The organism is Mesorhizobium sp. M0276 (assembly GCF_040321755.1).
Taxonomy (GTDB): Bacteria; Pseudomonadota; Alphaproteobacteria; order Rhizobiales; family Rhizobiaceae; genus Mesorhizobium.
In genome coordinates this window covers 63,341-89,076 of sequence record NZ_JAMYSC010000018.1, presented here as the reverse complement: position 1 = coordinate 89,076, position 25,736 = coordinate 63,341, and the positions used below count along the sequence as shown (strand labels likewise).

General features: G+C 63.5%; 23 protein-coding genes and 1 pseudogene. 11 read left to right on the top strand and 13 right to left on the bottom strand.

From position 1 onward, the window contains the following. From NKJ01_RS16395 to NKJ01_RS16375, 5 genes are read left to right on the top strand one after another with little or no spacing between them, the layout of a single operon-like run. Positions 1–1,380, top strand: a complete 1,380-nt coding sequence (locus NKJ01_RS16395; protein WP_352729380.1) for an amidohydrolase — start codon at positions 1–3, stop codon at positions 1,378–1,380. A 26-nt stretch (positions 1,381–1,406) separates the two neighbouring features. Then, positions 1,407–2,504, top strand: coding sequence for a BMP family ABC transporter substrate-binding protein (locus NKJ01_RS16390; protein WP_352729427.1), 1,098 nt, complete (start codon positions 1,407–1,409; stop codon positions 2,502–2,504). A 3-nt stretch (positions 2,505–2,507) separates the two neighbouring features. Beyond that, a complete protein-coding gene (locus tag NKJ01_RS16385; protein WP_352729379.1) occupies positions 2,508–4,028 on the top strand; it encodes an ABC transporter ATP-binding protein in 1,521 nt (506 codons plus the stop codon). Further along, positions 4,025–5,125: an ABC transporter permease gene (locus tag NKJ01_RS16380; RefSeq protein WP_352729377.1), complete on the top strand. Its 1,101-nt coding sequence runs from the start codon at positions 4,025–4,027 to the stop codon at positions 5,123–5,125. Before NKJ01_RS16385 ends, NKJ01_RS16380 begins: the two co-directional genes overlap by 4 nt. Next, positions 5,122–6,033: an ABC transporter permease gene (locus tag NKJ01_RS16375; protein WP_352729375.1), complete on the top strand. Its 912-nt coding sequence runs from the start codon at positions 5,122–5,124 to the stop codon at positions 6,031–6,033. Before NKJ01_RS16380 ends, NKJ01_RS16375 begins: the two co-directional genes overlap by 4 nt. 191 nt (positions 6,034–6,224) lie before the next feature. On the opposite strand, the gene NKJ01_RS16370 is transcribed toward NKJ01_RS16375, so the two are convergent. Next, a complete protein-coding gene (locus tag NKJ01_RS16370; protein WP_352729373.1) occupies positions 6,225–6,428 on the bottom strand; it encodes a CsbD family protein in 204 nt (67 codons plus the stop codon). 309 nt (positions 6,429–6,737) lie between these two features. On the opposite strand from NKJ01_RS16370, the gene NKJ01_RS16365 reads away from it, so the two are divergent. Next, entirely contained in the window at positions 6,738–7,376 is a 639-nt protein-coding gene (locus tag NKJ01_RS16365) for a CPBP family glutamic-type intramembrane protease (RefSeq protein WP_352729371.1), read from the top strand. Between the two features lie 19 nt (positions 7,377–7,395). Here NKJ01_RS16365 and NKJ01_RS16360 read toward each other — a convergent pair. Further along, positions 7,396–7,570 (bottom strand): annotated as a pseudogene (locus tag NKJ01_RS16360) (IS5/IS1182 family transposase); the annotation flags it as partial. A gap of 23 nt (positions 7,571–7,593) precedes the next feature. After that, positions 7,594–8,637: a LacI family DNA-binding transcriptional regulator gene (locus NKJ01_RS16355; protein ID WP_502905884.1), complete on the bottom strand. Its 1,044-nt coding sequence runs from the start codon at positions 8,635–8,637 to the stop codon at positions 7,594–7,596. A 647-nt stretch (positions 8,638–9,284) separates the two neighbouring features. On the opposite strand from NKJ01_RS16355, the gene NKJ01_RS16350 reads away from it, so the two are divergent. From NKJ01_RS16350 to NKJ01_RS16340, 3 genes are all read left to right on the top strand, one after another. Beyond that, positions 9,285–10,247, top strand: a complete 963-nt coding sequence (locus NKJ01_RS16350) for a sugar-binding protein (protein ID WP_031260946.1) — start codon at positions 9,285–9,287, stop codon at positions 10,245–10,247. Positions 10,248–10,361: 114 nt separating this feature from the next. Further along, positions 10,362–11,900, top strand: a complete 1,539-nt coding sequence (locus NKJ01_RS16345) for a sugar ABC transporter ATP-binding protein (protein ID WP_352601844.1) — start codon at positions 10,362–10,364, stop codon at positions 11,898–11,900. Positions 11,901–11,953: 53 nt separating this feature from the next. Then, positions 11,954–12,949 carry an ABC transporter permease gene (locus NKJ01_RS16340; protein ID WP_352729367.1) on the top strand — a complete coding sequence of 332 codons (996 nt, stop codon included), beginning with the start codon at positions 11,954–11,956 and terminating at the stop codon, positions 12,947–12,949. Between the two features lie 21 nt (positions 12,950–12,970). On the opposite strand, the gene phnN is transcribed toward NKJ01_RS16340, so the two are convergent. The 9 genes from phnN to NKJ01_RS16295 form a co-directional block, all read right to left on the bottom strand. Beyond that, complete coding sequence (phnN, locus tag NKJ01_RS16335; RefSeq protein WP_352729365.1) at positions 12,971–13,594, bottom strand: phosphonate metabolism protein/1,5-bisphosphokinase (PRPP-forming) PhnN; 624 nt, start codon at positions 13,592–13,594, stop codon at positions 12,971–12,973. Continuing rightward, on the bottom strand, positions 13,591–14,745 hold the full coding sequence (locus NKJ01_RS16330; RefSeq protein WP_352729363.1) for an alpha-D-ribose 1-methylphosphonate 5-triphosphate diphosphatase: 1,155 nt from the start codon (positions 14,743–14,745) through the stop codon (positions 13,591–13,593). Before NKJ01_RS16330 ends, phnN begins: the two co-directional genes overlap by 4 nt. 47 nt (positions 14,746–14,792) lie before the next feature. Beyond that, positions 14,793–15,500 carry a DUF1045 domain-containing protein gene (locus tag NKJ01_RS16325; RefSeq protein ID WP_352729425.1) on the bottom strand — a complete coding sequence of 236 codons (708 nt, stop codon included), beginning with the start codon at positions 15,498–15,500 and terminating at the stop codon, positions 14,793–14,795. Between the two features lie 153 nt (positions 15,501–15,653). Beyond that, complete coding sequence (iolB, locus tag NKJ01_RS16320; RefSeq protein ID WP_352729361.1) at positions 15,654–16,466, bottom strand: 5-deoxy-glucuronate isomerase; 813 nt, start codon at positions 16,464–16,466, stop codon at positions 15,654–15,656. Between the two features lie 5 nt (positions 16,467–16,471). Then, positions 16,472–16,684, bottom strand: coding sequence for a hypothetical protein (locus tag NKJ01_RS16315; RefSeq protein WP_023761908.1), 213 nt, complete (start codon positions 16,682–16,684; stop codon positions 16,472–16,474). Between the two features lie 58 nt (positions 16,685–16,742). Further along, a complete protein-coding gene (gene iolE / locus NKJ01_RS16310; protein ID WP_352729359.1) occupies positions 16,743–17,660 on the bottom strand; it encodes a myo-inosose-2 dehydratase in 918 nt (305 codons plus the stop codon). A gap of 184 nt (positions 17,661–17,844) precedes the next feature. Then, a complete protein-coding gene (gene iolD / locus NKJ01_RS16305; protein ID WP_352729357.1) occupies positions 17,845–19,695 on the bottom strand; it encodes a 3D-(3,5/4)-trihydroxycyclohexane-1,2-dione acylhydrolase (decyclizing) in 1,851 nt (616 codons plus the stop codon). A gap of 33 nt (positions 19,696–19,728) precedes the next feature. Further along, positions 19,729–21,663, bottom strand: a complete 1,935-nt coding sequence (locus tag NKJ01_RS16300; RefSeq protein ID WP_352729356.1) for a bifunctional 5-dehydro-2-deoxygluconokinase/5-dehydro-2-deoxyphosphogluconate aldolase — start codon at positions 21,661–21,663, stop codon at positions 19,729–19,731. Positions 21,664–21,849: 186 nt separating this feature from the next. Then, entirely contained in the window at positions 21,850–22,578 is a 729-nt protein-coding gene (locus tag NKJ01_RS16295) for an SDR family oxidoreductase (RefSeq protein ID WP_352729354.1), read from the bottom strand. A gap of 138 nt (positions 22,579–22,716) precedes the next feature. Between NKJ01_RS16295 and NKJ01_RS16290 the strand changes: the two genes are divergently transcribed. Then, positions 22,717–23,607: an AraC family transcriptional regulator gene (locus NKJ01_RS16290; protein WP_352729423.1), complete on the top strand. Its 891-nt coding sequence runs from the start codon at positions 22,717–22,719 to the stop codon at positions 23,605–23,607. Here NKJ01_RS16290 and NKJ01_RS16285 read toward each other — a convergent pair. Continuing rightward, positions 23,604–24,449: a MurR/RpiR family transcriptional regulator gene (locus NKJ01_RS16285; RefSeq protein WP_352729421.1), complete on the bottom strand. Its 846-nt coding sequence runs from the start codon at positions 24,447–24,449 to the stop codon at positions 23,604–23,606. The genes NKJ01_RS16290 and NKJ01_RS16285 overlap by 4 nt on opposite strands. Before the next feature lie 156 nt (positions 24,450–24,605). On the opposite strand from NKJ01_RS16285, the gene NKJ01_RS16280 reads away from it, so the two are divergent. Beyond that, positions 24,606–25,715 carry a Gfo/Idh/MocA family protein gene (locus NKJ01_RS16280; protein ID WP_352729352.1) on the top strand — a complete coding sequence of 370 codons (1,110 nt, stop codon included), beginning with the start codon at positions 24,606–24,608 and terminating at the stop codon, positions 25,713–25,715. Positions 25,716–25,736 lie beyond the last annotated feature (21 nt).

The following is a 25,736-nucleotide window of genomic DNA, read 5'->3' as shown; positions in this document are numbered from 1 at the left end:
ATGACCGGCTATCTCCTGAAAGATTGCGCGGCGGTCATCATCGATGACGGCAGGGGTCCGAGCGTCCGGCGCAATGTCGATGTGCTGACGAATGGGCCGCGGATCGAGGCAATCGGGGAAGGCCTGCACAGAGGCGAACTGCCGGCCGGCACCATCGTGCAGGACGCCGACGGCTGGTTCGTCTATCCCGGCCTCGTCAACACCCATCATCATTTCTTCCAATGCTTCGTGCGCAACCGTGCCGAGCTCGACTGGACGAAGCTGTCGGTCATCGAATGGCTCGACCGGATCTATCCGATCTTCTCCCGGCTCAACGAGGATTGTTTCTACCACGCCTCGGTCACGGCGATGGCAGAGATGATCAAGCACGGTTGCACGACGGCCTTCGACCACCAGTACAATTTTCCCCGCCATGCCGGAAAGCGGCTCATCGACCGGCAGTTCGAAGCGGCCGATCTTCTCGGCATGCGTTTCCACGCGGGCCGCGGCGGCAACACGCTGCCGAAGTCGGAAGGCTCGACCATTCCGGACGAGATGCTGGAGACCACGGACGAATTCATCGCCGACTGCGCTCGCCTCATCGACACTTATCACGACACCAGCCCCTTCAGCATGCGCCAGGTCGTCGTCGCTCCCTGCCAGCCGGTCAATTGCTACCGCGAAACCTTCGTGGAATCGGTTTCGCTGGCGCGCGATCGCGGGTTGCAGATGCACACCCATGTCGGCGAGGGCGAAAGCCCGGTCATCGAAGCCCGCCATGGCATGCGCACGGTGGACTATCTCGAGGAACTCGGATTTGCCGGCCAAGACACTTTCTATGCCCATTGCTGGGAGCTGACGCATGACGAACTGCGGGTGATGGCGGCGAGCGGCACCGGCGTTTCGCACTGCCCGGAGCCGGTCTATCTGGTGGGTGCGCAGGTGACCGATATTCCCGCCATGTCCGCCTTCGGCCTGCGCGTCGGTCTCGGCTGCGACGGTGCCGCCTCGAACGACAATTCCAACCTCATGCACTGCATCCATTCCGCCTACATGCTGCAATGCCTGGCGGCCTCGACGCGCGCTCATCCGGTGCCCGCGCCGGCCGATTTCCTCGGCTATGCGACAACGGGCGGCGCCGCGCTTCTCGGTCGCAAGGACATCGGCCGACTGTCGCCCGGCATGGCCGCCGATCTCTTCGCGATCGACACGCGCCGCATGGATTATGTCGGCACGCGCCACGATCCGTTGAGCCTGATTGCCAAGGTCGGCATCGGCATGCCAACCGACATGACCATGATCAACGGCCGCATCGTCTGGGAAAAGGGTGCGTTTGCCGGGCTGGACGAGGCCCGGCTTGCCGCGGACGCGGAAGCCGCGCTTGCTACGGTGGAATTCTGACAACTTAAAAAAGGGGAACTGACATGCTGAACTACCTGACCCGCAGAACTCTAATGAAGGGCCTTGCCGCGACGGGGCTTGCCGGCGCGCTTGGCGGCCGTCCCGCCTTTGCGGCCGACGAGCCGCTGGGTATCACGCTCGTGCTCCCGTCGCCGGTCGGCGATGTCGGCTGGGGCCATGCGCTCGCCGCCGGCCTCGAGCCGGTCAAGGCCGCATACGGCGACAAGGTGAAGATCACCGTCATCGAGAACATCGCCGAGGGGCCGGACGCCGACCGGATCATGAACAAGACCGTCGCCGACGGGAACAAGTTCCTGATCGCCGGCTCGTTCGGCTACCAGAATGGCGCACTGCAGATCGCCCGCCGCGATCCTGGGGTCACCGTGCTGCATGCCTCCGGCTTCCAGACCGCGCCGAATTTCTCGCCCTTCGCGGCGAAGTATTTCCAAGGCACTTACCTGCTCGGCATGGCCGCCGCAGCTCTTTCCAAGACCGGCAAGCTGGGCTCGGTCTCGGCCTTCGCCATTCCGGAGCTGATCACCTCGATCAACGCATTTACGCTCGGCGCACAGACCGTAAACCCCGCTATCGAGGTATCGGTCGTCTGGGTGAACTCCTGGTTCGACCCGGCCAAGGAACAGGAAGCCGCCAAGGCACTGATGGCGCAGAACTGCGACGTGATCTTCTCGAACGCGCAGGATACGCCCTCGGTCATCTCGGCCTGCGAAGAGGCTGGCGTCTACGCGTTCAACCTCAATTCGTCGATGAAAAAATATGCGCCGAAGAAATATCTCGGCTGCATTGCGACGGACTGGTCGCCCTTCTTCAAGGCTTCCGTGGATGCCCATATCGCCGGAACCTTCAAGGGCGCCAACGCCTTCCTTGGCGTCGCCGAAAAGGTGGTAGAGGTCGTGGACTGGAACTCGGATGTCCCAGCCGACACCATGGCGAAGATCAAGGAAGTGGCGGCGAAGATCGCCGACGGCAGCTTCTCGCCCTTCACAGGCCCAATCACCAAGGCCGACGGCAGCGCAGCCGCCGCCGCCGGGGCGACGATTGCGGATCCCGAGATCGTCGCGATGGACTGGCACGTCAAGGGTGTCACCACACCGCTGCCGAAGTAAGTCATGACCCCGCCCCTTCTGTCGCTTCGCGGCATCTCGAAAAGCTACGGCCAGATCCGGGCCAACCAGGCTATCGATCTGGACGTGGCGCCCCAATCGATCCATGCGATTCTCGGGGAGAATGGGGCGGGCAAATCGACGCTGATGAAACTCATCTATGGCGTTGAACAGCCGGACGAGGGCACCGTCGTCTGGAACGGAGAGCTCCTGAGCCTTGCCTCGCCGGCCGAGGCACGGCGTAGGGGCATCGGCATGGTCTTTCAGCATTTCTCGCTGTTCGAGACGCTGACCGTTGTCGAGAACATCCAGCTCGTCGTGCCCGGCAGCAAGGCGGAGCTGGCGGGGCGCATCCGCATTCTCGGCCAAGATTTTGGCCTTGAAGTAGATCCGCTCGCCGATGTGCACGCGCTTTCGGTCGGCGAGCGGCAGCGGGTGGAGATCATCCGCTGCCTGATGACGGATCCGAAGCTGCTCATTCTCGACGAGCCGACCTCGGTGCTGCCGCCGCAGTCGGTGAAGAAGCTGTTCGAAACGCTCAGGCGCCTTCGCGACCGGGGCGTGTCCATCCTCTTCATCTCCCACAAGCTGGAGGAAATTCGCACGATCTGCGACCGGGCGACCATCCTGCGTGGAGGGCGCGTTACGGGCACCGTCGACCCGCGCGACCACGATACGCACGATCTCGCCCGCATGATGATCGGCCGCGACATGCCGGAGGTGATGCCGGCGTTGGCCATGCCCGAGGGGGAGAAGCGGCTGGAAATAATAGGCATGGATTACACGCCGGATGACCCCTTTGCCACGCCGCTCTCCGGCATCAGCCTCACGGTACGATCAGGCGAGATCCTTGGCATAGCCGGAATCTCGGGCAATGGCCAAGGCGAACTTGCCGCGCTCATCTCAGGCGAAGCGATGCTGAAGGAACAGCGCGACCGGATCTACATGATGGGCCGCGACGTAGGCACACTCGACGCGGCGGCGCGCAGGAGACTCGGGTTCGCCTTCGTGCCCGAAGACCGGCTCGGACGCGGCGCGGTCCCTGAAATGTCGCTCGTGCTCAACACCGTTCTTACCGCCCATCCTTTCGATCTCGTGAGGCACGGCCTCATCGACAACGCCGGAGCGACGGCTTTCACCAGCGAATGCATCCGCCAGCACGATGTCCGCGCCTCCGGCCCGGCTGCCGAAGCGGGCTCGCTGTCGGGCGGCAACTTGCAGAAATTCATCGTCGGTCGCGAGATGATGCTCTCGCCAAAACTGCTCTTCGTGGCGCAGCCGACCTGGGGCGTAGACATCGGCGCCGCGTCCGCCATCAGAAGGCGGCTCATTGCGTTGCGCAACGAGGGCATGGCGATCCTCGTCATTTCCGAGGAACTCGAGGAACTTTTCGAACTCTGCGATTTCATCCAGGTGCTGCATCATGGGATGCTCAGTCCGCCTCTGATCACGCGGGACACGCGCCCCGAAGACATCGGCCGATACATGATCGGCGCTCATGCCTCGCCAGAGAAGGTTTCTGCATGAACATTTCGGCCGCGACGTTCCTCCCCGCGCTCGTCCGCCGGGAGCATGCCTCGCTCGTCGCGGCCATGCTGGCCCCGGTTGCCGCGCTTGGCATGGCGATCATCCTCAATCTGGGCCTTTATGTGCTGATAGGCCGAGATCCGGCGACCGTGCTGTACGCGATGCTTCTCGAGCCTTTCCTGTCCTGGGCATCGTTCGCGGAGGTGCTGCTCAAGGCCGGGCCTCTTCTCCTCATCGCGCAGGGGCTGGCGATCGGTTTTCGAGCAAAAGTGTTCAACATCGGCGCGGAGGGCCAGTTCATCCTCGGCGCTATTTTCGCCTCGGCGATCCCTGTCTGGTTTCCGCAGGCGACCGGGCAGTGGATCTGGCCGCTGATGCTGCTTCTCGGGGCCGTCGGAGGTGCGCTTTGGGCATCTATCACCGCCTTCTGGCGCGTCAGGTTCAATGCGAACGAGATCCTGGTCTCCCTGATGCTGAGCCTCGTTGCCGCGCAAGTCCTCAACTACCTGCTGCTCGGCCCGTGGAAGGACCCGGCCGGCTTCAATTTCCCGCAATCCGTGATGTTTCAGAACGACGCGATGGTGCCGACCCTGATCGCGGGTACCCGCGTCAACGTCTCGCTGCTCATCGCACTCGCGCTTTCGCTGGCGGCCTGGGTTTTCATGCAGCGAAGCTTCATGGGTTATAAGCTCCAGGTCGGCGGCCTTGCCCCGCGCGCGGCCGGCTACGCCGGCTTTAGCGAAGCGCGTGCGATTTGGCTGTCGCTTCTGATCGGCGGCTTCGTGGCGGGACTGGCAGGCGCCGCGGAAGTCGCGGGGCCGCTCGGCCAGTTACAGCGCTCGATCTCGACCGGCTACGGCTATGCGGCCATCATCGTCGCCTATCTCGGCGGCTTGCATCCGGTCGGCATCATCTTTTCTGCGCTCTTCATGGCCGTCCTTTACATCGGCGGCGACAATGCGATGGTGTCGGCAAACTTGCCGATCGCCGCCGTCCGCGTCTTCCAAGGCAGTTTGCTGCTCGCCTATCTCGTCGCCGTGGCCTTCGTGCGCTACCGCATCGAGTGGCGCCGCCCCCATCTCCGGAGCCAGCCATGAACGCCGTCGAGTTCATTATTTCGGGCATGCTCGCAGCCGCAACCCCCTTTCTGCTTGCCGCACTAGGCGAGCTGGTGGTCGAGCGCGCCGGCGTCCTTAACCTCGGCGTGGAGGGCCTGATGGCCCTCGGCGCGGTGCTCGCGTTCATCGTCGTCTACCACGGCGGTGGACACCTGCTGGGCTTCGTCGCCGCCGGCCTCGGCAGCGCCGTCCTGTCCCTCGTCTTTGCAGTGCTGGCACTCGGTTTCAGGGCAAACCAGGTCGCCACGGGCCTTGCGATCGGCATCCTCGGCCAAGGCCTTTCGGCGCTGTTCGGCAAAAGCTACGAGAGCCTGACGGTCAAGGGGCTCCCGAAACTTGCCTTTCCCGGCCTCTCGGAAATCCCGGTAGTCGGCAGGCTGTTTGTCGAAGACGTCGTCGTATGGCTTTCCCTTGCCGTGACGTTCGCGATCTGGGCGATGTTTGCCTATACGAGGGTCGGCCTTGTCGTGAGGGCAATCGGCGAGAATCCCAAGGCTGCCCACGCCATCGGCTATCCGGTCATCGCCATCCGTGTCGCGGCAATAGCCTTTGGTGGCATGATGGCTGGTTTTGCCGGCGCCTATGCGGCAGCGGTGTACACGCCCCTTTGGGCGGACGGCATGATTGCCGGACGCGGCTGGATCGCGATCGCACTGGTTGTCTTTGGTACGTGGCTCGCTGGCCGCATCTTCCTGGGTGCCTGCCTCTTCGGAGCGGTTTCGCTGATGAGTCTCGCCGCCCAGGCGACCGGTCTGGACGTGCCGTCGCAACTGCTTTCCAGCCTTCCCTATCTCGTTACGATCGTCGTGCTCGGTATCATCTCGGCGGACCGCCGCCTGCTCAGGCTGAACGGCGTCGCCTCGCTTGGCGAGCCCTTCGAACGCTAGCCACGATGTGGATTTGCGAAGCTCGGCGCAAGTTGAAGCGCCCTTGGCGGCGGTCTACCGCTCGCAGGCAATCAGGCAGCGACTGGTAAAGACTTACGGCACTCGACGTGGCGGTCGAAAACCGCCGAGATCGCTCCAACGAAGGCGTCGCAATTCCATAACGCCTTAAAAATTGATTGGTTCAAAGCTGTCTACCAGCCTTGCCGGCCATACCATTCGTCGATGTCTCGGCGTACGCAATCCTTCGCCAAGCCGTAGCGTTCCTGGATTTTGCCTTCGAGCTGATCGCGCTTGCCGGCGATGCGGTCGAGATCATCATCAGTGAGCTTGCCCCACTGTTCCTTCACCTTGCCTTTGACCTGCTTCCAATTTCCTTCGACGCGGTTCCAGTCCATGGTGGCGAACTCCTTCGTTTCTCTCGTGGAAAAACGGTCGTATGGGCGTGGGGTTCCGCTACAATGCCGAGAAGCGACAACCGCGATTGGAAGCGGATTTCGTTTCGATCAAACAGCCTCGATGGAACATTAGCAGTTTCTAAATGTTGATGTGTGCGGCAGGCGATGCCCTCCATCGCCTGCTGAAGATTGGGGCGACAGCCCCGATCGGCCCGCGCTCTCCGCCAGAGGCGCGGGCTTTATGATCTGATCAAGGGAATAAACTGGCCCGGGGAATTAACTGGCCAAGGGAAGCGATGACCGAGGGACATGGCAGGCTTCTTTAGGCCCTCGCGGCGGGTTTTTCTATTTAGGGTTTGTCGATTACTGTTGGTCGCTGGAGGTGCGGCGATGACGGCTTGCGATGGTTCGGCTACCGGCCAGTCCTGGCGGCGTCTCGGCCTGCGGATCTTGCCGCGCGGCGCCCATCCGCTGGTCATTGCTATCGGTGCCGGCCTTGCCTTTGGCGCCTACATGGCGTTGGCCGATGCCATTCTGTTCCGCGACGTCACGCCCGCTGCACAGATTGCACTCGTGGCGGGATCGTCGGCTCTTGAACGGATCGCCCATTTCGCCCGTCTCGCGGTGCTGGATGAACTGGAATTCCGCCTCGTCGCGATGTCGATAATCGCATGGCTCCTGGTCAGCGTGGCGGGTAAGCAGGCATGGTGCTTCTGGGCAGCGATCCTCCTCACGGCGCTGGTTGTCTTTCCAGCATTTCACCTCCCCTATCTGTCGGCGCTGACACCCTCATTCCCAACAGCATTGCGAGAGATCATGCTGCATGGCGGCGCCGGCATCCTGTGGGGATATCTTTATTGGCGGCACGGTTTGGTTGCCGCCATCGCCGCACACGTCAGCGCGCATCTTTCACTGCAGCCACTGTTGGCGATCGGTCCCATGCACTGAAGGTGTCGTCTGGCTAAAGCCGCTGGATGAGCTTGGCATCGGTCGGGAACATGACGTTCTTCGGCTGTACGGTGGTGTCGACGATCACTTGGCGCGTGTCGGCCGGTTTCATCGCACCGGTCTTGATCGTAAATGCCGAGGCTTTCCTGCAGGAGCACGACGACCCGCTCCTCGCTCATGCGGCTATGCCAGCGTCATCGACGAGCGGCCGCCATGGCTAGGGCAGTGTCCCCATCCCCCTTACACTCTCCCGCTCCACCAGCGGGCATTCCAGCTTGGTGATCGGATACCTTCCCCGCCCCGGCACCGCCGGCGCTTCGAGCTGTTCGATCGCCCATTGGCCCATCGCCATGTGCGGCAGGATCGAAGTCGTCAGCGGCGGGAACAGATGGCGGGCGATTTCCTCGTCGTCGTAGCCGACGACGGAGATATCCTGGGGGATGTGCAGGCCGGCTTCCTTCAGCGCTTCGTAACAGCCGATCGCGGTGCGATCGTTCTGGCAGAAGATGGCGGTCGGACGGTCCTTCAGCGCCAAGAGCTTGACGGTCGCGGCATAGCCGGCACTGGCCGACCAGTCGCCCTCGACCACCAGCTCGGAATCGAACGGGATGTCGGCGGTGGCGAGTGCGCGGCGATAGCCCTTCAGCCGGTCTTGGGCCGCCTGCATCCACGGCTCGCCGGTGATGGTCGCGATGCGGCGGTGGCCGTGGCTGATCAGATGGCGGGTCGAGTTCTGGCCGCCGGCGATCTCGCTCGGCACCACGGCCGGGAAGGCGTAGTCCGATGTGTAGCAGTTGAGCAGGATCACCGGGATGTCGAGGCCGTAGAGATAATCGGGCGCGGTGATCTCGCGGGTGAAGATAGTCATGTAGATCAGCGCCGAAATGCCCCGCTTGGTGAGTGCCGCGATGGCGCGCGGCTCCATGACTGCATCGCCCAGCGTCTGCGCCACCAAGAGCACGTTTCCGGCATTCCACGAGGCCTGCCGCGCGCCCTCGATGGCGACGACGGCTTCCGGGCTGGTGGCGAGCTGGTCGACGACGAAGCCGATCACACCGTCGAGTCCTTCGAAGGCGGGCTCCTTGAAGGCAGGCAACGCCGGGTGAAGCGCCGAGAAGGCGGGCGCCGTATAGCCAAGGGTCCGCGCGGCCTCGATCACCCGTTCGCGGGTCTGCTGCGACAGCTTGATCCCTGGCGAATTGTTGAGCACGAAGGAGACGGTCGCCTGCGAGCATCCGGCCGCCCTGGCGATATCGGTCATGGTGACACGACCCCTGGCGCCCTTCGCCGGCGCCTTGCGGCGCCTCGCTTTGTCGATGGCCGGACTATCGCTCATGTCACTCCCTCAGCCCGTCTGGCGATGGCCTGTCGGGGCCGCCAAGATGGCGTGGACGTTGTCGGCTTATAGAAATCGCCACAGCTCATTTATATGTATTAGCGACCTTGAGGTCCACTCGCTACGCGAATCTGGACAACTCACAACTCAAGTGTCATAAAGCCCAGGCGTTGTCGCAGCCAGGCGACGGCTCGCGGCAGATACGCGCGAAACCGAAATCCCGTCCCGAGTGCCACCGCGAAACTAATACTGTTTACTAATACAAGAATGCGCTGTACCGTCGATTTGTCGCGTCCGGGCCGCCTGGGCCCGGGACCGGGGGTGTGCGCAAATGGCCGATGGCGAGCGGATATCATCTCCGCGAGCCTTGTCTCGGACTTACGATATGTCAGACAAATCGGACTATTTACGAACGAGAGATGAGTCTCTAAGGTCCATGATCGTGGCTGGAAGGGCGCCATTCTTTCGTTGCCGGAAACCCTTTGAGGAGGAGGGGCGTCCAAGCTGCAAACGGCAAATTCAGGTGACTAAGACCAGTCTGTCTGATGACTAAACCAAATGGGAGGTTGAACATGAAATCTTTGATACGAAACGCATCCGTGGCCACCGCGGCGCTGCTGCTCGGCCTGTCGGCCACGGCAATCGCGCGCGCCGACGACAAGCCGACGCTGGCCTTCGTCGTCAACGGCGCTTCCGATTTCTGGAAGGCCGCCGAAGCCGGCGTCAAGAAGGCGCAAGGCGAACTGCCGGATTACAATCTCGAACTCAAATATCCCGAGCAGTCCTCGGTCGCCATCCAGCAGCGGCTGATGGACGATCTGGTGACGGCTGGCGTCAAGGGCATCATGGTCTCGGCCGTCGATCCCAAGACCTCGACAGACGGGCTCAACAAGATCGCTTCGGAAACGGCTCTGTTCACCACGGACAGCGACGCCCCGCAGACCAAGCGCGTTGCCTATATCGGCTCATCCAACGTCGATGCCGGCAAGCAGGCGGCTGAAATCGCCAAGAAGGCGATGCCCAATGGCGGCAAGTGCCTCGGCTTCGTCGGCCTGCTCGGCGCCGACAATGCCAAGGAGCGCATCCAGGGCATGAAGGACGGCCTGGCCGGCACCAAGATCGAGCTGATCGACGTGCGCGGCGACGACATCGACCAGGCGCGCGCCAAGAAGAATGTCGAGGACGCGCTGGTCGCCAGCCCCGACGTCACCTGCATGGTCGGCTTCTACTCCTACAACACGCCGCGCATCTATGAAGCGCTGCGCGACGCCGGTAAGCTCGGCTCGATCACCGTCGTCGGCTTCGATGACGATCCGATCACGCTGGGCGGCGTCAAGGAAGGCACCGTTGCCGCAACCGTCGTGCAGCAGCCCTTCGAATGGGCCTATCAGGGCATGAAGCTGATGGCTTCCTATCTCAAGGGCGACAAGTCGGGCATCCCGGAAGGTGGCCTCATCATCGTTCCCACCAAGATCATCGGCAAGGATGATGTCGACGCCTATGCCGCCAACCTGAAGGCAATGTCTGGAAACTAAACTTGAAGCAGTTCAGCCGGCTCAACTTCGCTTGGGCCGGCTGCTCGCATTGACGAACCGCGCGAGGATCGTCAGTCTGCCACAAGATCAGCCCGCCAACTGCTGTCAGGCATGATGAACTATTCCGACACATCCATCGCTACGACCACCCCGTTCCTCAGCCTCGAGAACGTGCGCAAGACCTATCCGGGCGTCGTCGCGCTCGATGGCTTCTCCATGGAGGTCAGGCCGGGCGAGGTCATCGGCCTCGTCGGCGAAAACGGCGCCGGCAAATCGACATTGATGAAGATCCTCGGCGGCGTCACCACGCCCGACACCGGCACGATCACGGTCGACGGCACCGCCCACAAGGGCTTGACCGTCGAAGCCAGCCTGGGCTCGGGCATCGCCTTCGTCCACCAGGAACTCAATCTGTTCGAAAATCTCGATGTCGCCGCCAACATCTTCTTCGGCCGCGAGCCGTTGCGCGCCGGGCCGTTCAAGCTCGTCGACCGCGCAAAACTGCGCACCATGGTGGCGCCGCTGTTGAAGCGCGTCGGCGCCAATTTTTCCGCCGACACACCGGTTGCGACCCTGTCGCTGGCGCAGCAGCAAATGGTCGAGATCGCGAAGGCGCTGTCGATCGAGGCAAGGCTGGTCATCCTCGACGAGCCGACATCGAGCCTGCCGCTCGCCGAGACCGACAAATTGCTCGACGTCATCAAGGCGCTGAAGGCAGACGGCATCAGCGTCATCTTCATTTCGCACCGCCTGCACGAAGTCGAGCGAGTCGCCGACCGCGTCGTGGTGCTGCGCGACGGCATGTTGGCCGGCACCTTGCCGAAGAGCGACATCGGCCATGACCAGATGGTCAAGCTGATGATCGGCCGCATGCTGAAGGAACGCGAAAAGGCCTCCGAGGCCGCGCGCGCGCCCGGCGCCACGGCGCTTTCGGCCAAGGCCATCCGCACCCCGGCCTATCCCGGCCGGCCGGTCGATCTCGACGTCAGGCGCGGCGAAATCCTCGGCCTTGCCGGCCTTGTCGGCTCCGGCCGCACCGAACTGGCGCGGGTGTTCTTCGGCATTGACTCAAGCCTTGGCGGCGCGCTCGAGCTCGACGGCAAGCCGCTCGTGCTGGGCTCGGCTGCCGACGCCGTCGCGCATGGCATCTTCCTGGTGCCGGAGGACCGCAAGCTGACCGGCATCCTGCTCGATCTGTCGATCGCCCAGAATATTTCGCTGCCCAATCTGCCGGCGCATGCGCGCCGTTCGCTGGTGTCCACAAGTGCCGAGATCGCCACCGCCGAGAAGCAGAAGAAGGATCTCGGCATCAAGGCGCCGTCCGTACAGACGCGCACCGGCACGCTGTCGGGCGGTAACCAGCAAAAGGTCGTGCTCGGCAAATGGCTGGCCATGAATCCGAAAGTAATGATCCTCGACGAGCCGACGCGCGGCATCGACATCGGCGCCAAGGCGGAAATCTACGGACTGATGCGCGCTCTGGCCGATGCCGGCGTGGCCGTGCTGATGATCTCCTCCGACATGGAAGAGGTGATCGGCGTGTCCGACCGCATCGCGGTCATGCATGAAGGCCAGATCTCTGGCATTCTCGACAAGGACCGGTTCAGCCAGGAAAACGTGCTGCTGCTGGCGGTGGGCAAGCAGCCGAAATAGGTTTTTGCCGGGGTCTCGCGCAAGCGCGGGTCGCTCGGCATGGGGAGAAAACGATGAGCAAAAAAGATCTCGGCCTGCTGATCCTGATCCTGGTGGTCGGCGCCATCGTGACGATCATCAATCCGCGCTTCCTGTTGCCGATCAACCTCGCCAACACCTCCAACCTGATCGGCCTGTTCGGCATCCTGTCGATCGGCCAGGCCTTCGTCATCATCACCGGCGGCATCGAACTGTCGGTCGGCTCGGTGGTTGCGCTGCTGGGAACGTTGTTCATCGACTTCATCGCCGTGCGCGAGGTGGGCTGGCCGCTGGCCTTCGTGCTGATCTTGTTGCTCGGTGCCATCATCGGCCTGGTGCATGGCTGGCTGATCACGCGGCTCAAGCTGCAGCCGTTCGTCGTCACGCTGTGCGGCCTGTTGATCTACCGCGGCGTCGCCCGCTTCTACACCGCCGATGGCACCGCCGGCTTTGCCTTCGGCCAGAATTTCCCGAACCTCGAATTCCTCACGGCCGGGCGCTCATATGGCGTGCCGAACAGCTTCATCGCGCTGATCGTAATCGCCATCGTCATGTGGGTGGTGCTGCACCGCTCGGTGTTTGGCCGCTATCTCTACGCTATCGGCAAGAACGAGGAGGCGGCGAAATATTCGGGCATCCGCACGGGCCGCATCGTCATGGCCGCCTACGTCATATGCGGTGTGCTGACGGCGCTGTCGGCGATCTATTTCGCCATGTATACGCGCTCGATCTCGCCGGCCAGCCACGGCCAGTTCTACGAACTCTACGCCATCGCGGCCGCCGTGCTCGGCGGCTTCTCGCTGCGCGGCGGTGAGGGCTCGCTGATCGGCGTCATCCTTGGCACGGTGCTGCTGCAGGAGCTTCAGAACCTCGTCAACCTGCTCGGCATCCCGTCCTCGCTCAACTTCGCGGTGATGGGCGGCGTCATCCTCATCGGTGTGCTGGTCGACCAGCAATGGGGCGTGTTCCGGGAACGGCGGCTGATGGTCGACGCCACTCGCAAAAGCGCCGCTGGTGCGGCCGCGGAATAGGCCGGCTCGAAGCAGGTTAGATCAGCCCCGACATGTCGAAAAGGCCATCGCCTTGCGCAGTACCTCGGCGAAGCGCTCGCCGGCCGCGTCGCGCGGGCCGCTATTGTCGATCGAGGTGACGCCAGGGCCGGACAGAGTGACATTGGCGCTGCGGGCCAGCCGCGCCAGCACTTCGCCGCGGGACTCGCGGCCGCGCATCGCCAGCCGCTCGGCCAGCACTTCAGGCGAGGCGGTGATCTCGACGATGGCCAGATTGGCATAGCGCTCGCGCAGCGTCGGGATAATCGCGCGCGACACATTCGCCACCGCGACACGGCCATTGGCGACGGACCAGTCGACATCGACGGGGATGCCATAGCGCAAGCCGTGCGCCTCCCAGGAAATGGCGAAGGCGCCATCGGCTTCGGCTTCCACGAAAGCGGCCTCGGCCAGCGTGTCGTGATCCTCGCTGGCGGCATCGCTCGGCCTGGTGATGACCCGGCGGACGAACTCCAGCCGGGTCTCTTCACTGAAGCAGGCGCGGGCAAAGCCGATCACCGTGTCCTTGCCGGCGCCGCTAGGGCCGACGACGGCGACGAAGACGCCATCGCGGATCGGAAACGTCTCCGCCGACAATTCACGCTCGATTGACGCCGAGACCATCATGCGACCCGGCGTCCCTGGCGCCAGACGGTGCGTACCACCGGGACATGGTCGTCGACGCGCACGCGCACGAGGTCGGCGCGGCGGCCCTGCTCGATGACGCCGCGGTCGGTCAGGCCAATCGCTTCGGCCGGGTTTTTCGAGACCATGGCGACCGCCTGCGGCAATGAAATGCCGTCGACGACGTCGCCGAGGAAGAACGCCGACTGGATAAGGCTGAAGGGGATATAGTCGGACGACAGGATGTCGAGCAGGCCGTCGCTGGCCAGCGTGCGGGCCGAGACATTGCCCGAATGCGAGGCGCCGCGCATGACGTTGGGCGCGCCCATCAGCACGCCGAGTCCGGCCTCTTTCGAGGCCCTGGCGGCTTCCTCCGTGGTGGGGAATTCGGCGACGCGCACGCCCTGTTCGATCGCCTCGCCGACATGGCCAAGCGTGGCGTCGTCGTGGCTTGCCAAAACGATGCCGCGCTCGTGGCAGGCGGCGGCGATCACTGCCCGGTTCGGTACCGAATTGCGCGCCGATTCCGCCATGCGTTTTTCGCAGAACAGTTTGAAGTCGCGATCGGTCAGCTTGAGCTTGCGCTGGTAATAATAGGCATAGGTCTCGAGATTGACGAACTGGCGCTGGCCAGGCGCATGGTCCATCAGCGATGCCAGCTTCACCCGTTCGTCGCCGTCGAAATTGGCAAACGCCTTGAGGCAGTCCGGCGCCGAAACCTCGCAGCGCAGATGGATGAAATGGTCGGCCCGCAGACGGTCCTGCTGCACACTGTCCTCGATCGCATCGGCCAGCTTGCGGATATCGGCGGATGTCAGGTCGGCGTCCTCGTCCATGCCGACGCGCAAGGCGTCGAGCACGGTGGTGATGCCGGCGGTCGCCACTTGCGCGTCATGGGCGAGCACGGCGGCGATCGGATTCCAGCGCACCTTGGGCCGCGGCGCGTAGTGGCCTTCGAGATGGTCGGTGTGAAGCTCGACCAGCCCGGGAATGATGTAGTCGCCGCCCATATCCTCGCCGGCCATGCTCCCACTGGTTTGGCTGGTGCCGACGTCGATGCCGGCGATAAGGCCGTCGCGCAGCACCAGCGAACCCTCGACGATCTCGTCGGCAAGCACGATGCGGGCGTTGTGGAGAACAGTCTCGGCGGTCATTTCAGGCAGTCCTTGGTTATTCCGGCTGGGGTTATTCCGGCTGGGTGTCAGGCAGTTTTTCTGGCCGGGCGGCGCCCGAGCGCATGATGCGAAAGCACCATGAAAGGTGCGCCCGGTTCGGTTTCGACGAACAACGTCAGCGCATCCACCAGCAGCGGCTGTTGCAGCACCTGCGCAAACAGACTGTCGATTGCTGCGCGCAAACGAGGGCTTTCCTGTGGCCCCGCTCGGCCGGACAGCGTCATGTGGAAGCGAAAGGTCTCGAAGACATAGGGGTAGCCCCATTGGCAGAGATTGCGGAACTCGGCCGGCTTCAGCGAATCCGGGCTGCGCCGCTCGATTTCTGCCTCGGTCAACGGCGCACGAAACCGGTCGAAGCCGAGCACCACATCATCGGCGAAGCGGTTGAGCGCAGGCAGCGGGCCGTCCGGCACCAGTGCGAAGAAGCCATCGATCTGGCTGACGATGAGACGCGGGATGCTCACCGCCGGCGTCGCCTCGGCAAAATGGTCGAGTGCGGCGCGCAGCGAGGCTTCGGTTTCGCTGGCGGCCAGGCGGAAAGGGGCTTTCAGCGTGGCGTGAAAACCATAGCGGCGCGCCGAAGCTGTGTGGAAAGCAACCTCCGCCGCCGACAGGTCGGCCACCGCCTCGGCCGGCCTTGTCGCGCCGCCAAATGGGTCACGGCCAAGCCAGTTGGCGGCGATCCGCGCCAGTGGCTCGTCCTGCCGGGGGGTGAAATAGAGGGCGTAGCGCATTAGGAAGTCCTCGTCAGTCCCGTTGCCATAGGTGATTTCCATGACGGATTGACGAAGCTTTGAAGGGTTTTCGAAGGCAAATCGAGCCTTCCGGTCCTTAGCCGGCATTTTTTTCGGGTTGGACCAACAGCTTTACCCGGAAGAGACGATCGATCAGGCCTTCATCAGCCATTCGTGCTCAGGAGCATTGTGGAATTTCCACGTCCGCTTAGGCCCGGCCATCACGTTGAGATAGTAGAGGTCGTAGCCGTGGCAGGCGGCGCAGGGATGATAGCCCTTGGGCACCAGGACGACATCGCCATCCTCGATCGCCATCGCTTCATCGAGCGCGCGATGGCCGTTCTTGTCGGCGTCGGTGTAGACGCGCTGGAAGGCAAAGCCCTGCGGCGGGTTGAGCCGGTGATAATAGGTTTCCTCGAGATAGGATTCCTCAGGCAGATTGTCCTGGTCATGCTTGTGCGGCGGATAGCTCGACGTATGGCCGCCGGGCGTGATGACCTCGACCACCAGCAGCGAATCGGCCGGCTTGCCCTCCGGCAATATGTTGGTGACGTAGCGCGTGTTGGTGCCCTTGCCGCGCACCTCCTGGCCGAGATCGTCCGGTGCGATCACCCGCACCGGCAGACCGCCGCCAAGGCCCGGCGCCGAGCAGACCGCGAGTTCCAGCTCGGTATCCGCCGTCACCGACCAGTCGGAGCCTTGCGGAACGTAGACCGACCACGGCTTGCCCTCGAAGGGCGACATGCGCTCGCCAAGCAGGCCGAGATCCTTGCCGCCGCCTCTCGCGTTGCCCTTGCCGGTGACGAACACCAGGCAGACTTCGCGATCATCGGTTTTTCCGGAAGCGCTCTCGCCGGGCCGCAGCCGATGCAGGTCGAAACCGACATAGCTCCAGCTTGCGTTCTCCGGCGTCACATGGGCGACGCGGCCATGGCCCTTGTCGGCCTTCACCAGCAGCTTCGACATCCCTGTCACTCCTTCGGTTCGGCCTCGGCCTTGCCCTCGTCCGCGGGCTTGTAGAGGTAAAAAAACTGCCAGACGGCGTAGCCGGCGAAACCAAGCGCGATGACGCCCCAGAACGGCGTGCCGGTGGCGAACTCGATGATCGACCAGATGACGCAGACCGCGACGACGGCGACACGCCGCCACAAAGGCCGGAAGAAGGGGTGTTCGTAATCTTTCATCGGGCCAATCTACAGCAATCGGCTTCGCCGGGAACCCATCGCATCAGGCCTCCCTTGATCAGACATTTGGAAAGCCTTGCGTTTCGACCGTGTAGCCGGCGGCGGTCATGACGCGCATCAATTCCTTGTAGCCGACCTGCGCCATCCTGAGCGGCGGGTTCTTCTTCGGGTCCTGCTCGGCCTCGACCACGAACCAGCCCTCATAGCCATGGTCGGCAAAGCGCTGCACGATGGCGCCGAAATCGAGCGAGCCGTCGCCCGGTACCGTGAAGGCACCCAGCGCCACCGCGTCGAGGAAGGACTGTTTCGTGCGGTCGAGTTTCTCGATCACGCCCATGCGCACGTCCTTCACATGCACATGGCTGATGCGCTTGTGATGGTTGTCGATGGCGCGCAGCACGTCGCCGCCGGCGAATGCCAGATGGCCGGCATCGAGCAGCAATGGAATGCCATCGCCCGAATAGCGCATGAACGCGTCGAGCTCCGGCTCGGTCTCGACCACCGCCGCCATGTGGTGATGATAGGACAGCGGCATGCCTTGCTCGGCGCACCATTCGCCGAATTCGGTGAGGCGCTTCGCATAGGCCTTCATCTCGTCATCCGAAAGCTTCGGCTTGGTGGCCAGCGGCTTGGAGCGGTCGCCCTGGATCGAGCGGCCGACCTCGCCATAGACGATGCAAGGCGCGTTCACCGCCTTGAACAGGTCGATCATCGGCTGGATGCGATCCTTATTGTCGGCCATCCCCCCATCGACCAGCGTGCCGGAGAACCAGCCGCCGCACAGGGTCACGTCGGCTGCCTTGAGGATCGGCAGCATGACATCGGGGTCATTGGGAAAACGCCGGCCCATTTCCATGCCGGTGAAGCCGGCCGAACGCGATTGGCGCAAACACTCCTCCAGCGACACGTCATCGCTGAGTTCCGCAAGATCGTCGTTCCACCACGCAATGGGGGACATGCCCAGTTTGGCTTTCAAGTCGTGACTCCAGTTTCAGTTCGTATTCACTCTCCCCCTTGTGGGGGTCCGAAGGACGGGCGAGACCCGTGGCTCGCCCCGGCAAGTCGCTGCGAAGCAGCGGGTGGGTGCGGCGCCGGACTCCCACCCGGACCTTCGGTCCGACCTCCCCACAAGGCGGAGGTAGGGGCTTGGCCGCGTTACATCAATCGCCGATTGTCTGCATCTGCCGCTTCTCATCATAGGCTTTGCGCGCCGCGTTAACCTGCGGCCGCGCCGATACTTCCGGCACCGCCACATCCCACCAGTGACCGCCGGCATCGGTGGAAACCAGCGGGTCGGTGTCGATGACAAGCACCGTGGTGCGGTTGTTCTTCGTGGATTTTTCCAGAGCGTTTTCCAATCCGGCGATCGACGGCACCTTTTCGGCAATCGCCCCCATGCTCGCCGCATGCGCGGCGAAGTCGATATCGGGCAGGACTTCGTGACGCGCGTCCTTCAGGAGGTTGTTGAAGTTGGCGCTGCCGGTCGCCATCTGCAGCCGGTTGATGCAGCCATAGCCCCTGTTGTCGAGCAGCACGATGGTCAGCTTCAGGCCGAGCATCACCGAGGTGGCGATCTCGGAATTCAGCATCAGATAGGAGCCGTCGCCGATCATGACGACGACCTCTTCGTCGGGCTTCGCCATCTTGGTGCCCAGCCCGCCGGCAATCTCGTAGCCCATGGTCGAGAAGCCGTATTCAGCGTGATAGGAGCCAGGCGCGCCAGCCTGCCAGAGCTTGTGCAACTCGCCCGGCAGACCGCCGGCGGCATGCAACAGCGTCACGCCAGAGCCCATCGCGCGCTGCACGGCGCCGATCACCTGAGCATCCGACGGGAAGGCGGCATTGGTCGACGCCGTCACCTTTGCCGCCTCGGCCTGCCAGGCCGTCTTGCCGCTGGTCGCATTGTCCGTCCAGGTCACCGGTGCCTTCCAGCCTTTCAGCGCTGCACCCAGTTCGGCCAGACCTTCGGCCGCGTCAGTGACCAGCGGCAGCGCGCGGTGCTTGCCGGCGTCGAAGGGCTGGACGTTGAGCCCGATGATGGTCTTGCCGGAGTTCTTGAACAGCGCCCACGAGCCAGTGGTGAAATCCTGCAGGCGTGTGCCGATGGCAAGCACGACATCGGCTTCTTCGGCCAGCCGGTTGGCGGCCGAGGTGCCGGTGACGCCAACCGCCGCCATGTTGAGCGGATGGTCGTCCGGCAGCGAGGATTTGCCGCCTTGCGTCTCGCAGACCGGAATGCCGGCGCTTTCCACGAATTTCGCCAGCTCGTTCGAAGCCTGGGAATAGAGGACGCCGCCACCGGCGATCACCAGCGGCTTTTTTGCTCCCTTCAGCGCCGCGACCGCGGCGGCCAATTCGTGGCGATCAGGGCGCGGCCGGCGCTGGTGCCAGACGCGCTCGACAAAGAAGCTTTCGGGATAGTCATAGGCTTCGGCCTGGACATCCTGGCAGAGCGACAGCGTCACCGGGCCGCACTCGGCCGGATCGGTCAGCACAGCCATGGCACGGCTCAGCGCCGGAATGATCTGCTCCGGCCGGGTGATGCGGTCGAAATAGCGCGACACCGGACGGAAGCAGTCATTGACCGTCGCCGTGCCGTCGGAAAAGTCCTCGGCCTGCTGCAGCACCGGATCGGGGATGCGGTTGGCGAAGACATCGCCGGGCAGAAACAGGACGGGCAACCTGTTTACATGGGCGAGCGCCGCAGCCGTCACCATGTTGAGCGCACCGGGACCTATCGAAGATGTCGCGGCCATGAAGCGGCGGCGGAAGTTGGCCTTGGCGTAGGCGATCGCAGCATGCGCCATCGCCTGCTCATTGTGGGCGCGGAAGGTCGGCAATTCGTCGCGCACCTGATAAAGCGCCTCGCCTATGCCGGCGACATTGCCGTGGCCGAAGATCGCCCAGACCCCGCCGAAGATCGGGACCTTGTTGCCGTCGATCTCGGCCATCTGCTTGCTGAGAAAGCGGGTCAGCGCCTGCGCCATCGTCAGGCGGATTGTCTTGCTCATGGTGTCTCCTCCGCAGTCGTTGTGCCGCGCTTCTTATGCCGCTTTGCGGCCGCGCGCGGCAAGCCACGCTTCGGTCAGCTGTTCGAAGCGCTGCGCCATGTCGGCGATAGCCTCGTCATCCGACATCTTGCCGGCCAGCCATTGTTCGGCCGCATGGACGAAGATGGTGCGGCCGACGGCAAAACCCTTGACGATTGGCGCCTTGGCGGTGGCTGCGAAAGCCGCTTCCAGCTCGTCCTGCGGCGCTTCCAGCCCAAGCAGCACGACGCCGCGGCACCACGGATCGTGCTTCAGGATGACGGCTTCGATCTTCGCCCAGGCACCGCTCGACGCCTGCGGCTCGAGCTTCCACCAGTCGGGCTTGATGCCGAGCGCATAGAGTTCCTCCAGCGCGCGCGGGATCGTCGTGTCGTCGAGCTTGCCATGCTTGCCGGCGATGATCTCGATGAGAAGTTCTCTGCCTACTTTCCGCGCGCCTTCGAACAGCGCGCGCAGCTTCTGCTGCTGTTCTTCCTTCAAGGCCGCCGGATCGTCGGGATGGTAGAAGCACAGGCACTTGATGCAGTGATCTACCGGCCATTCGGTGAGCTGCGAGCCGATGTCCTGCGAGAATTCGAAGCGCAGCGGCCGCGATCCCGGCAGTTCGACCGGCCGCCCGAGCCAGGCGAAGGGATGGCGGGCGAATTCGAACATCGCCTTGCGGCCGTGCTTCTCGTCGATCAGCATGCCGTAGCCGTCGCGGCCGGCGGCGACCTTCGCTGCCGCCTTGACCGCCAGCACCTTGAATTCTTCGATCCGCGCCGGATTGGCGCCGGCTTTCGCCGCCACATCCTCGAGCTGCACGCGGTGGTCGCAGGCGAGCGCCATCAGCGAGGGAATGTCGCGCCGGCGCGTCGTCGCCCAATGGATGTGGTTGATCGCCTCGTCCTTGCGCAAGGCGAGATGCTTGCTGCCGTGCTTGAGGAAGAACTGCAGCTCCTCGAAGGTCGGATATTCCGGCGCGCAGAGCAGCCGCGATACGGCGAAGGCGCCGCAGGCATTGGCCCAGGTCGCCGCCGTCGCATGGTCTTCGCCACCCAGCCAGCCGCGCAGGAAGCCGGACATGAAGGCGTCGCCGGCGCCGAGCACATTGTAGATCTCGATCGGAAAGCCCTTGCCGACAATGCCGTCCTCGAGATCGTCGCTGATCGGTCCGTCATAGACGATGCAGCCCATGGCGCCGCGCTTCAAGACGATGGTGGCGGACGACAGCGAGCGGATCGTCTTCAGCGCGCTGAGGCAATCATCGGCGCCCGACGCGATCATGATCTCTTCCTCGGTACCGACGATGAGGTCGCAATCGGGCAGCACCGTCTTCAGCTGGGCCGAGACGCGGTCCGATTTGACATAGCGCTCGAAGCCTTCGGCGTGACCGGCAAGACCCCAGAGATTGGGCCGGTAGTCGATGTCGAACACCACCTTGCCGCCCTTGGCCTTCATGATGCGAATCGCCTTGCGCTGCGCGGCATCACTGTTGGGGCGGGAAAAATGGGTACCGGTGACGACGACCGCGCGGGCCGAAGAGATAAACGCTTCGTCGATATCCTCCTCGGCCAGCGCCATGTCGGCGCAGTCCGAGCGGTAGAAGATCATCGGCGAGACGCCTTCATCCTCGACCGAGAGCAGCACCAAAGCGGTCAGCCGCTCCTTGTCGGTCTTCAGCCCGTCGACGTTGACGCCTTCACGTTTGAGCTGCTCGCGGATGAAGCGGCCCATCTGCTCGTCGCCGACGCGGGTCAGCAGCGCAGAGCGCAGGCCGAGCCTGGCCGTGCCGACCGAAATGTTGGCCGGACAGCCGCCGACCGACTTGGCGAAAGAGGTGATATCCTCCAGCCGCGAGCCGATCTGCTGGCCATAAAGGTCGACGGAAGCGCGACCGATGGTGATGACGTCGAGCGGCGCCTGTTTTGCGTCCACGGCTTCGCTCATTGGAACCTCCCGTCGGCCTTGTTGTCATGAACAACATTGTTGGGTAACACGCGCGAGCGGCAGCGTGGTGCCGGGAATATGAAATAATAATTCCAATCCATAGTCAATATGGAATGAGCGTTCCTTCGGCGAAAAGTGCCGTTTGGTGATGCATGCGGGAGGAGACTCTGCCGGGCCTGGCTCCGCTCACCACGGCAGCGGGCCATCGTCGTTGAAGTACCCGGCGTTCGGACCATCGGCATCCAGGGTCGCCAGGTGTATGACGATCTCGGCCGCCTGCTGCACGGTGCGGTGGCCTCTAAATCCATTCAGGTCGGTGGCGGTATAGCCGGGCGCCGCTGCATTGACCTTGATGCCTTGTGGCGCAAGTTCGCGGGCGAAGGCGACGGTGATGGCGTTCAGGGCCGTCTTGGAACTGCCATAACTCATCAGGTTGACCGGCGGGTTCGGCGTGCCCGAATCGAGCGCGCGCCCGATGGATCCCGTGGAACTGCTCACCATCACGATGCGGGCGGCCGGCGCTGCAAGCAGCAGCGGCAGGAAGGCCTGGGTCACGCGGATCGGCCCGAAGACGTTGACGTCATAGGTCGCCCTGACATCGGCGAGCTGCTGCTGGCTCGGCGGCAGCTCGTAGTTGATGGCGACGCCGGCATTGTTCACCAGCACGTCGAGACAAGGGCTTTCCGCCTCGACAGTTCTGGCGGCCGCTGCCACGCTTTCGTCCTGTGTGACATCCAGCGCAAGCCATTGAACATCCAGGCCTTCGCTGAGCAATTCCTGCGCTGCCGCCATGCCGCGCTCGGCATTCCTGGCGCCAAGCCACACCTTGAAGCCCATTGTCGCCAATCGCCTGGCAATCTCGCGGCCGATGCCCTTGTTGGCGCCTGTCACCACGGCGGATTTCGATTTCGTCATTTGGGTTCTCCATTTCTCCATGTCGAAGACCGAGAGATGGCGTCCTATGAGAAATGCCGCGCGCCGAAAACTCTTCGGCTCTTGCCTAATCCTCTCATATGGGTTGCGTGGCCGAGATGGATGCGCGAAGCTGACATCATGAGCGAGGCACTGCAGGAGTTGATCGAAATCGCCGGCCGTCATGCGCGCGGGCGACGAACGACAACGGCGATCCCCCGCGTTTCGATCGGCCGCAGCGAAGTCGCCACGGCGCCAATGGCGGGGGTCTGGGGGTCGGGAATCCTGTTCGTGCTGCAGGGTGCGAAAACGGTTCTGATCGGAGACCGGACCCTCCGCTATGATCCCGCCAGCTATTTCATCTACACTGTCGACACGCCCACCATCAGCCAGTTGGTGGCAGCCAGCCCCAGACATCCCTACCTGGCAATCGGCTTCGCCCTCGACCTGCAGGCCGTCGCCGCCCTCCTCGTCGAGCACGAGCCAGCGCTCGGCGGAGACAATTTCTCCACCTCGCCCGTCAATGAGGACCTGCTCGACGCATTGCGGCGAATTATGCGACTGCTCGACCGGCCAGGGGAGATTCCTGTGCTGTCGGCCATGCTCGAACGCGAGATGCTGTTTCGGCTGCTGCAAGGCCCCCAGGGCGCAAAGCTTCGCCAGCTTGCGCGCGCCGACGGCCATCTGTCCCGGATTGGCCAGGCGATCGCCTGGATCCGCGCACATTGCCATCAGCCGGTCCGGGTCAGCGACCTGGCAGAAATCGCCCATATGAGCAACGCTGCATTCTACCGCCACTTCAAGGCGGCGACGGCCATGAGCCCGATCCAGTATCAAAAACAAATCCGGCTCTTGGAAGCCCGCCAGCTGCTGGCTGCCCAGCCAGGCAATGTTGCAAGCGTTGCCTTCGCCGTCGGCTACGAAAGTGCGTCCCAATTCAGCCGCGAATACGCCCGCCAGTTCGGCTTGCCGCCCGCGCGCGACGCAGCGCGGCTTTCGGCGGCAGGCGAGGCTTCCGCAGAAATTCTCTAACCTTTGCGCTTGCGGCCCGTGTCGCCTCGCTTCTCACCGACGCCGACGGTCAGCGCCATGGCCAGCGCCATCGTCGCCGACAGCGAGCGGAAGCCGGCGAAATCGGCCTCGGCAACCTCGAACCAGACCTTGGCGAACTGGGCAAGCGGCGAAAACGAGCTGTCGGTGATGGCGACGATAGGCACGCCCCGTTCCGAAATGCTGCGCGCCTCCTCGATGGTGGCCGGCGCATAGGGCGAGAAGGAGATGGCGATGACGGCATCCGCCGGAGTGGCGAAACCGATCATCTCGGCATTCAGGCCGGCGGCTGATTCGATCAGCTGGTTGCGGATCTTCAGTTTGCCCAGCGCATAGGCGATGTAGGACGCCACCGGATAGGAGCGGCGTTTGGCCAGCACGTAGATGGTCTCCGCCCTTGCCAGCAGCGAAATTGCGTCTTCCAGATGCGTGTCGTCCAGCGTGCGCGAGATGTCGTTGAGCGAGGTGCTGGCGGCGGCGACGAAGCCGTCGAAGATCGCCCGGTGGCCGGCAGCGCCCTCGGCCTTGGCGCGCAAGGCTTGCAGCCTTTCGTCGTAGGATGAATTGCGCTCGCGCAGCCGCTCGCGGAATACCTGCTGCAGGCTGGTGAACCCGTCGAAGCCGAGCTGCTGGGCAAAGCGGATCAGGGTAGACGGCTGCACGCCCGCCGAAGCGGCGATGCTTGCGGCGGTGCCGAAGGCAATGTCGTCGGGATTGTCGAGCGCATAGGCGGCGATCTGGGCGATGCGTCTGGGCAGGCTTTCGCGCCGATCGAGGATCGTTGCGCGTAGCGTCTCGAAGTCGCGAGGTACCCGTTCGTCCATCGTCGCTCTGTCCAAGCTCATGCGTGAAGCGTCCCTCTGTGCCTCATCATAGTGAGCCTGCGCAAGAATGCCATAAAAAATGAGGCAGACATTCCATTCCAAGAGAAAATGGATTAATTCATCCACGCAGCGCTTCAGGCAGTGGAGAAACGGAAAATGGTCGGCGTCGGTCTCATCGGCACGGGTTTCATGGGCAAGTGTCACGCCATCGCATGGAGCGCCGTCGGCGCCGTCTTTCCCGATGTTGCCAAGCCGCGGCTGGTCCATCTCGGCGAAGTCAATGAAGAGCTTGCCCAGCGCAAGGCGGGCGAGTTCGGCTTCGCCAAAGCCTCCGGCGACTGGCGCGCCGTCATCGACGACCCGGAGGTCGACATCGTCTCGCTGACCACTCCCAACCAGTTCCATCCGGAAATGGCCATTGCCATCCTGGAAGCCGGCAAACATTTGTGGTGTGAGAAGCCGATGGCGCCAAGCTTTGCCGAGGCCGAAGCGATGGCGGCGGCGGCGAAAAAGTCCGGCAAGGTCGCGGCCCTCGGTTACAATTACATCCAGAGCCCGGCCATCCGCCACATCGGTACGCTGCTCGACGAGAAGATCATCGGCGAGGTCAACCATCTGCGCATCGAGATGGACGAGGACTTCATGGCCGATCCCGAAGCGCTGTTCTTCTGGAAGCACGAAGCGGCTTCCGGCTATGGCGCGCTCGACGATTTCGCCGTGCATCCGCTGTCGCTGGTCTCAACCCTGTTCGGCCGCGTCGCCAGCGTCATCTGCGACATGGCCAAACCCTATGCCGATCGCAAGGTGGCCAGCGGCGGCCGCCGTGTGGTGGAGACCTACGACATTGCCAGCGTGCTGATGCATCTCGATAACAGCATTGCCGGCACGCTGCTGGTCAACCGCTCGGCCTGGGGCCGCAAGGGCCGCATCGCCATCCAGATATTTGGATCGAAGGGGTCGATCCTGTTCGATCAGGAGCGGATGAATGAAATCCAGCTTTATGTCACCGCCGACCGACCGACCGAGCAGGGCTACCGCACCATTCTTGTGGCGCCGCACCACAAGCCCTACGACGCCTTCCTGCCGGCGCCAGGCCATGGCCTCGGCTTCAACGATCTCAAGATCATCGAGTGCCACGAATTGCTGACGCGGCTTGCCGGCAAGCCGGCGCGGCTCATCGAATTCGCCGAGGGACTGGAGATCGAGCGCACCGTGCACGCGATGGCGCGCTCGTTCGAGGAAAAGCGATGGGTGGATGTGAGGTAGAGCCATGTAGTTCGTCGAGAC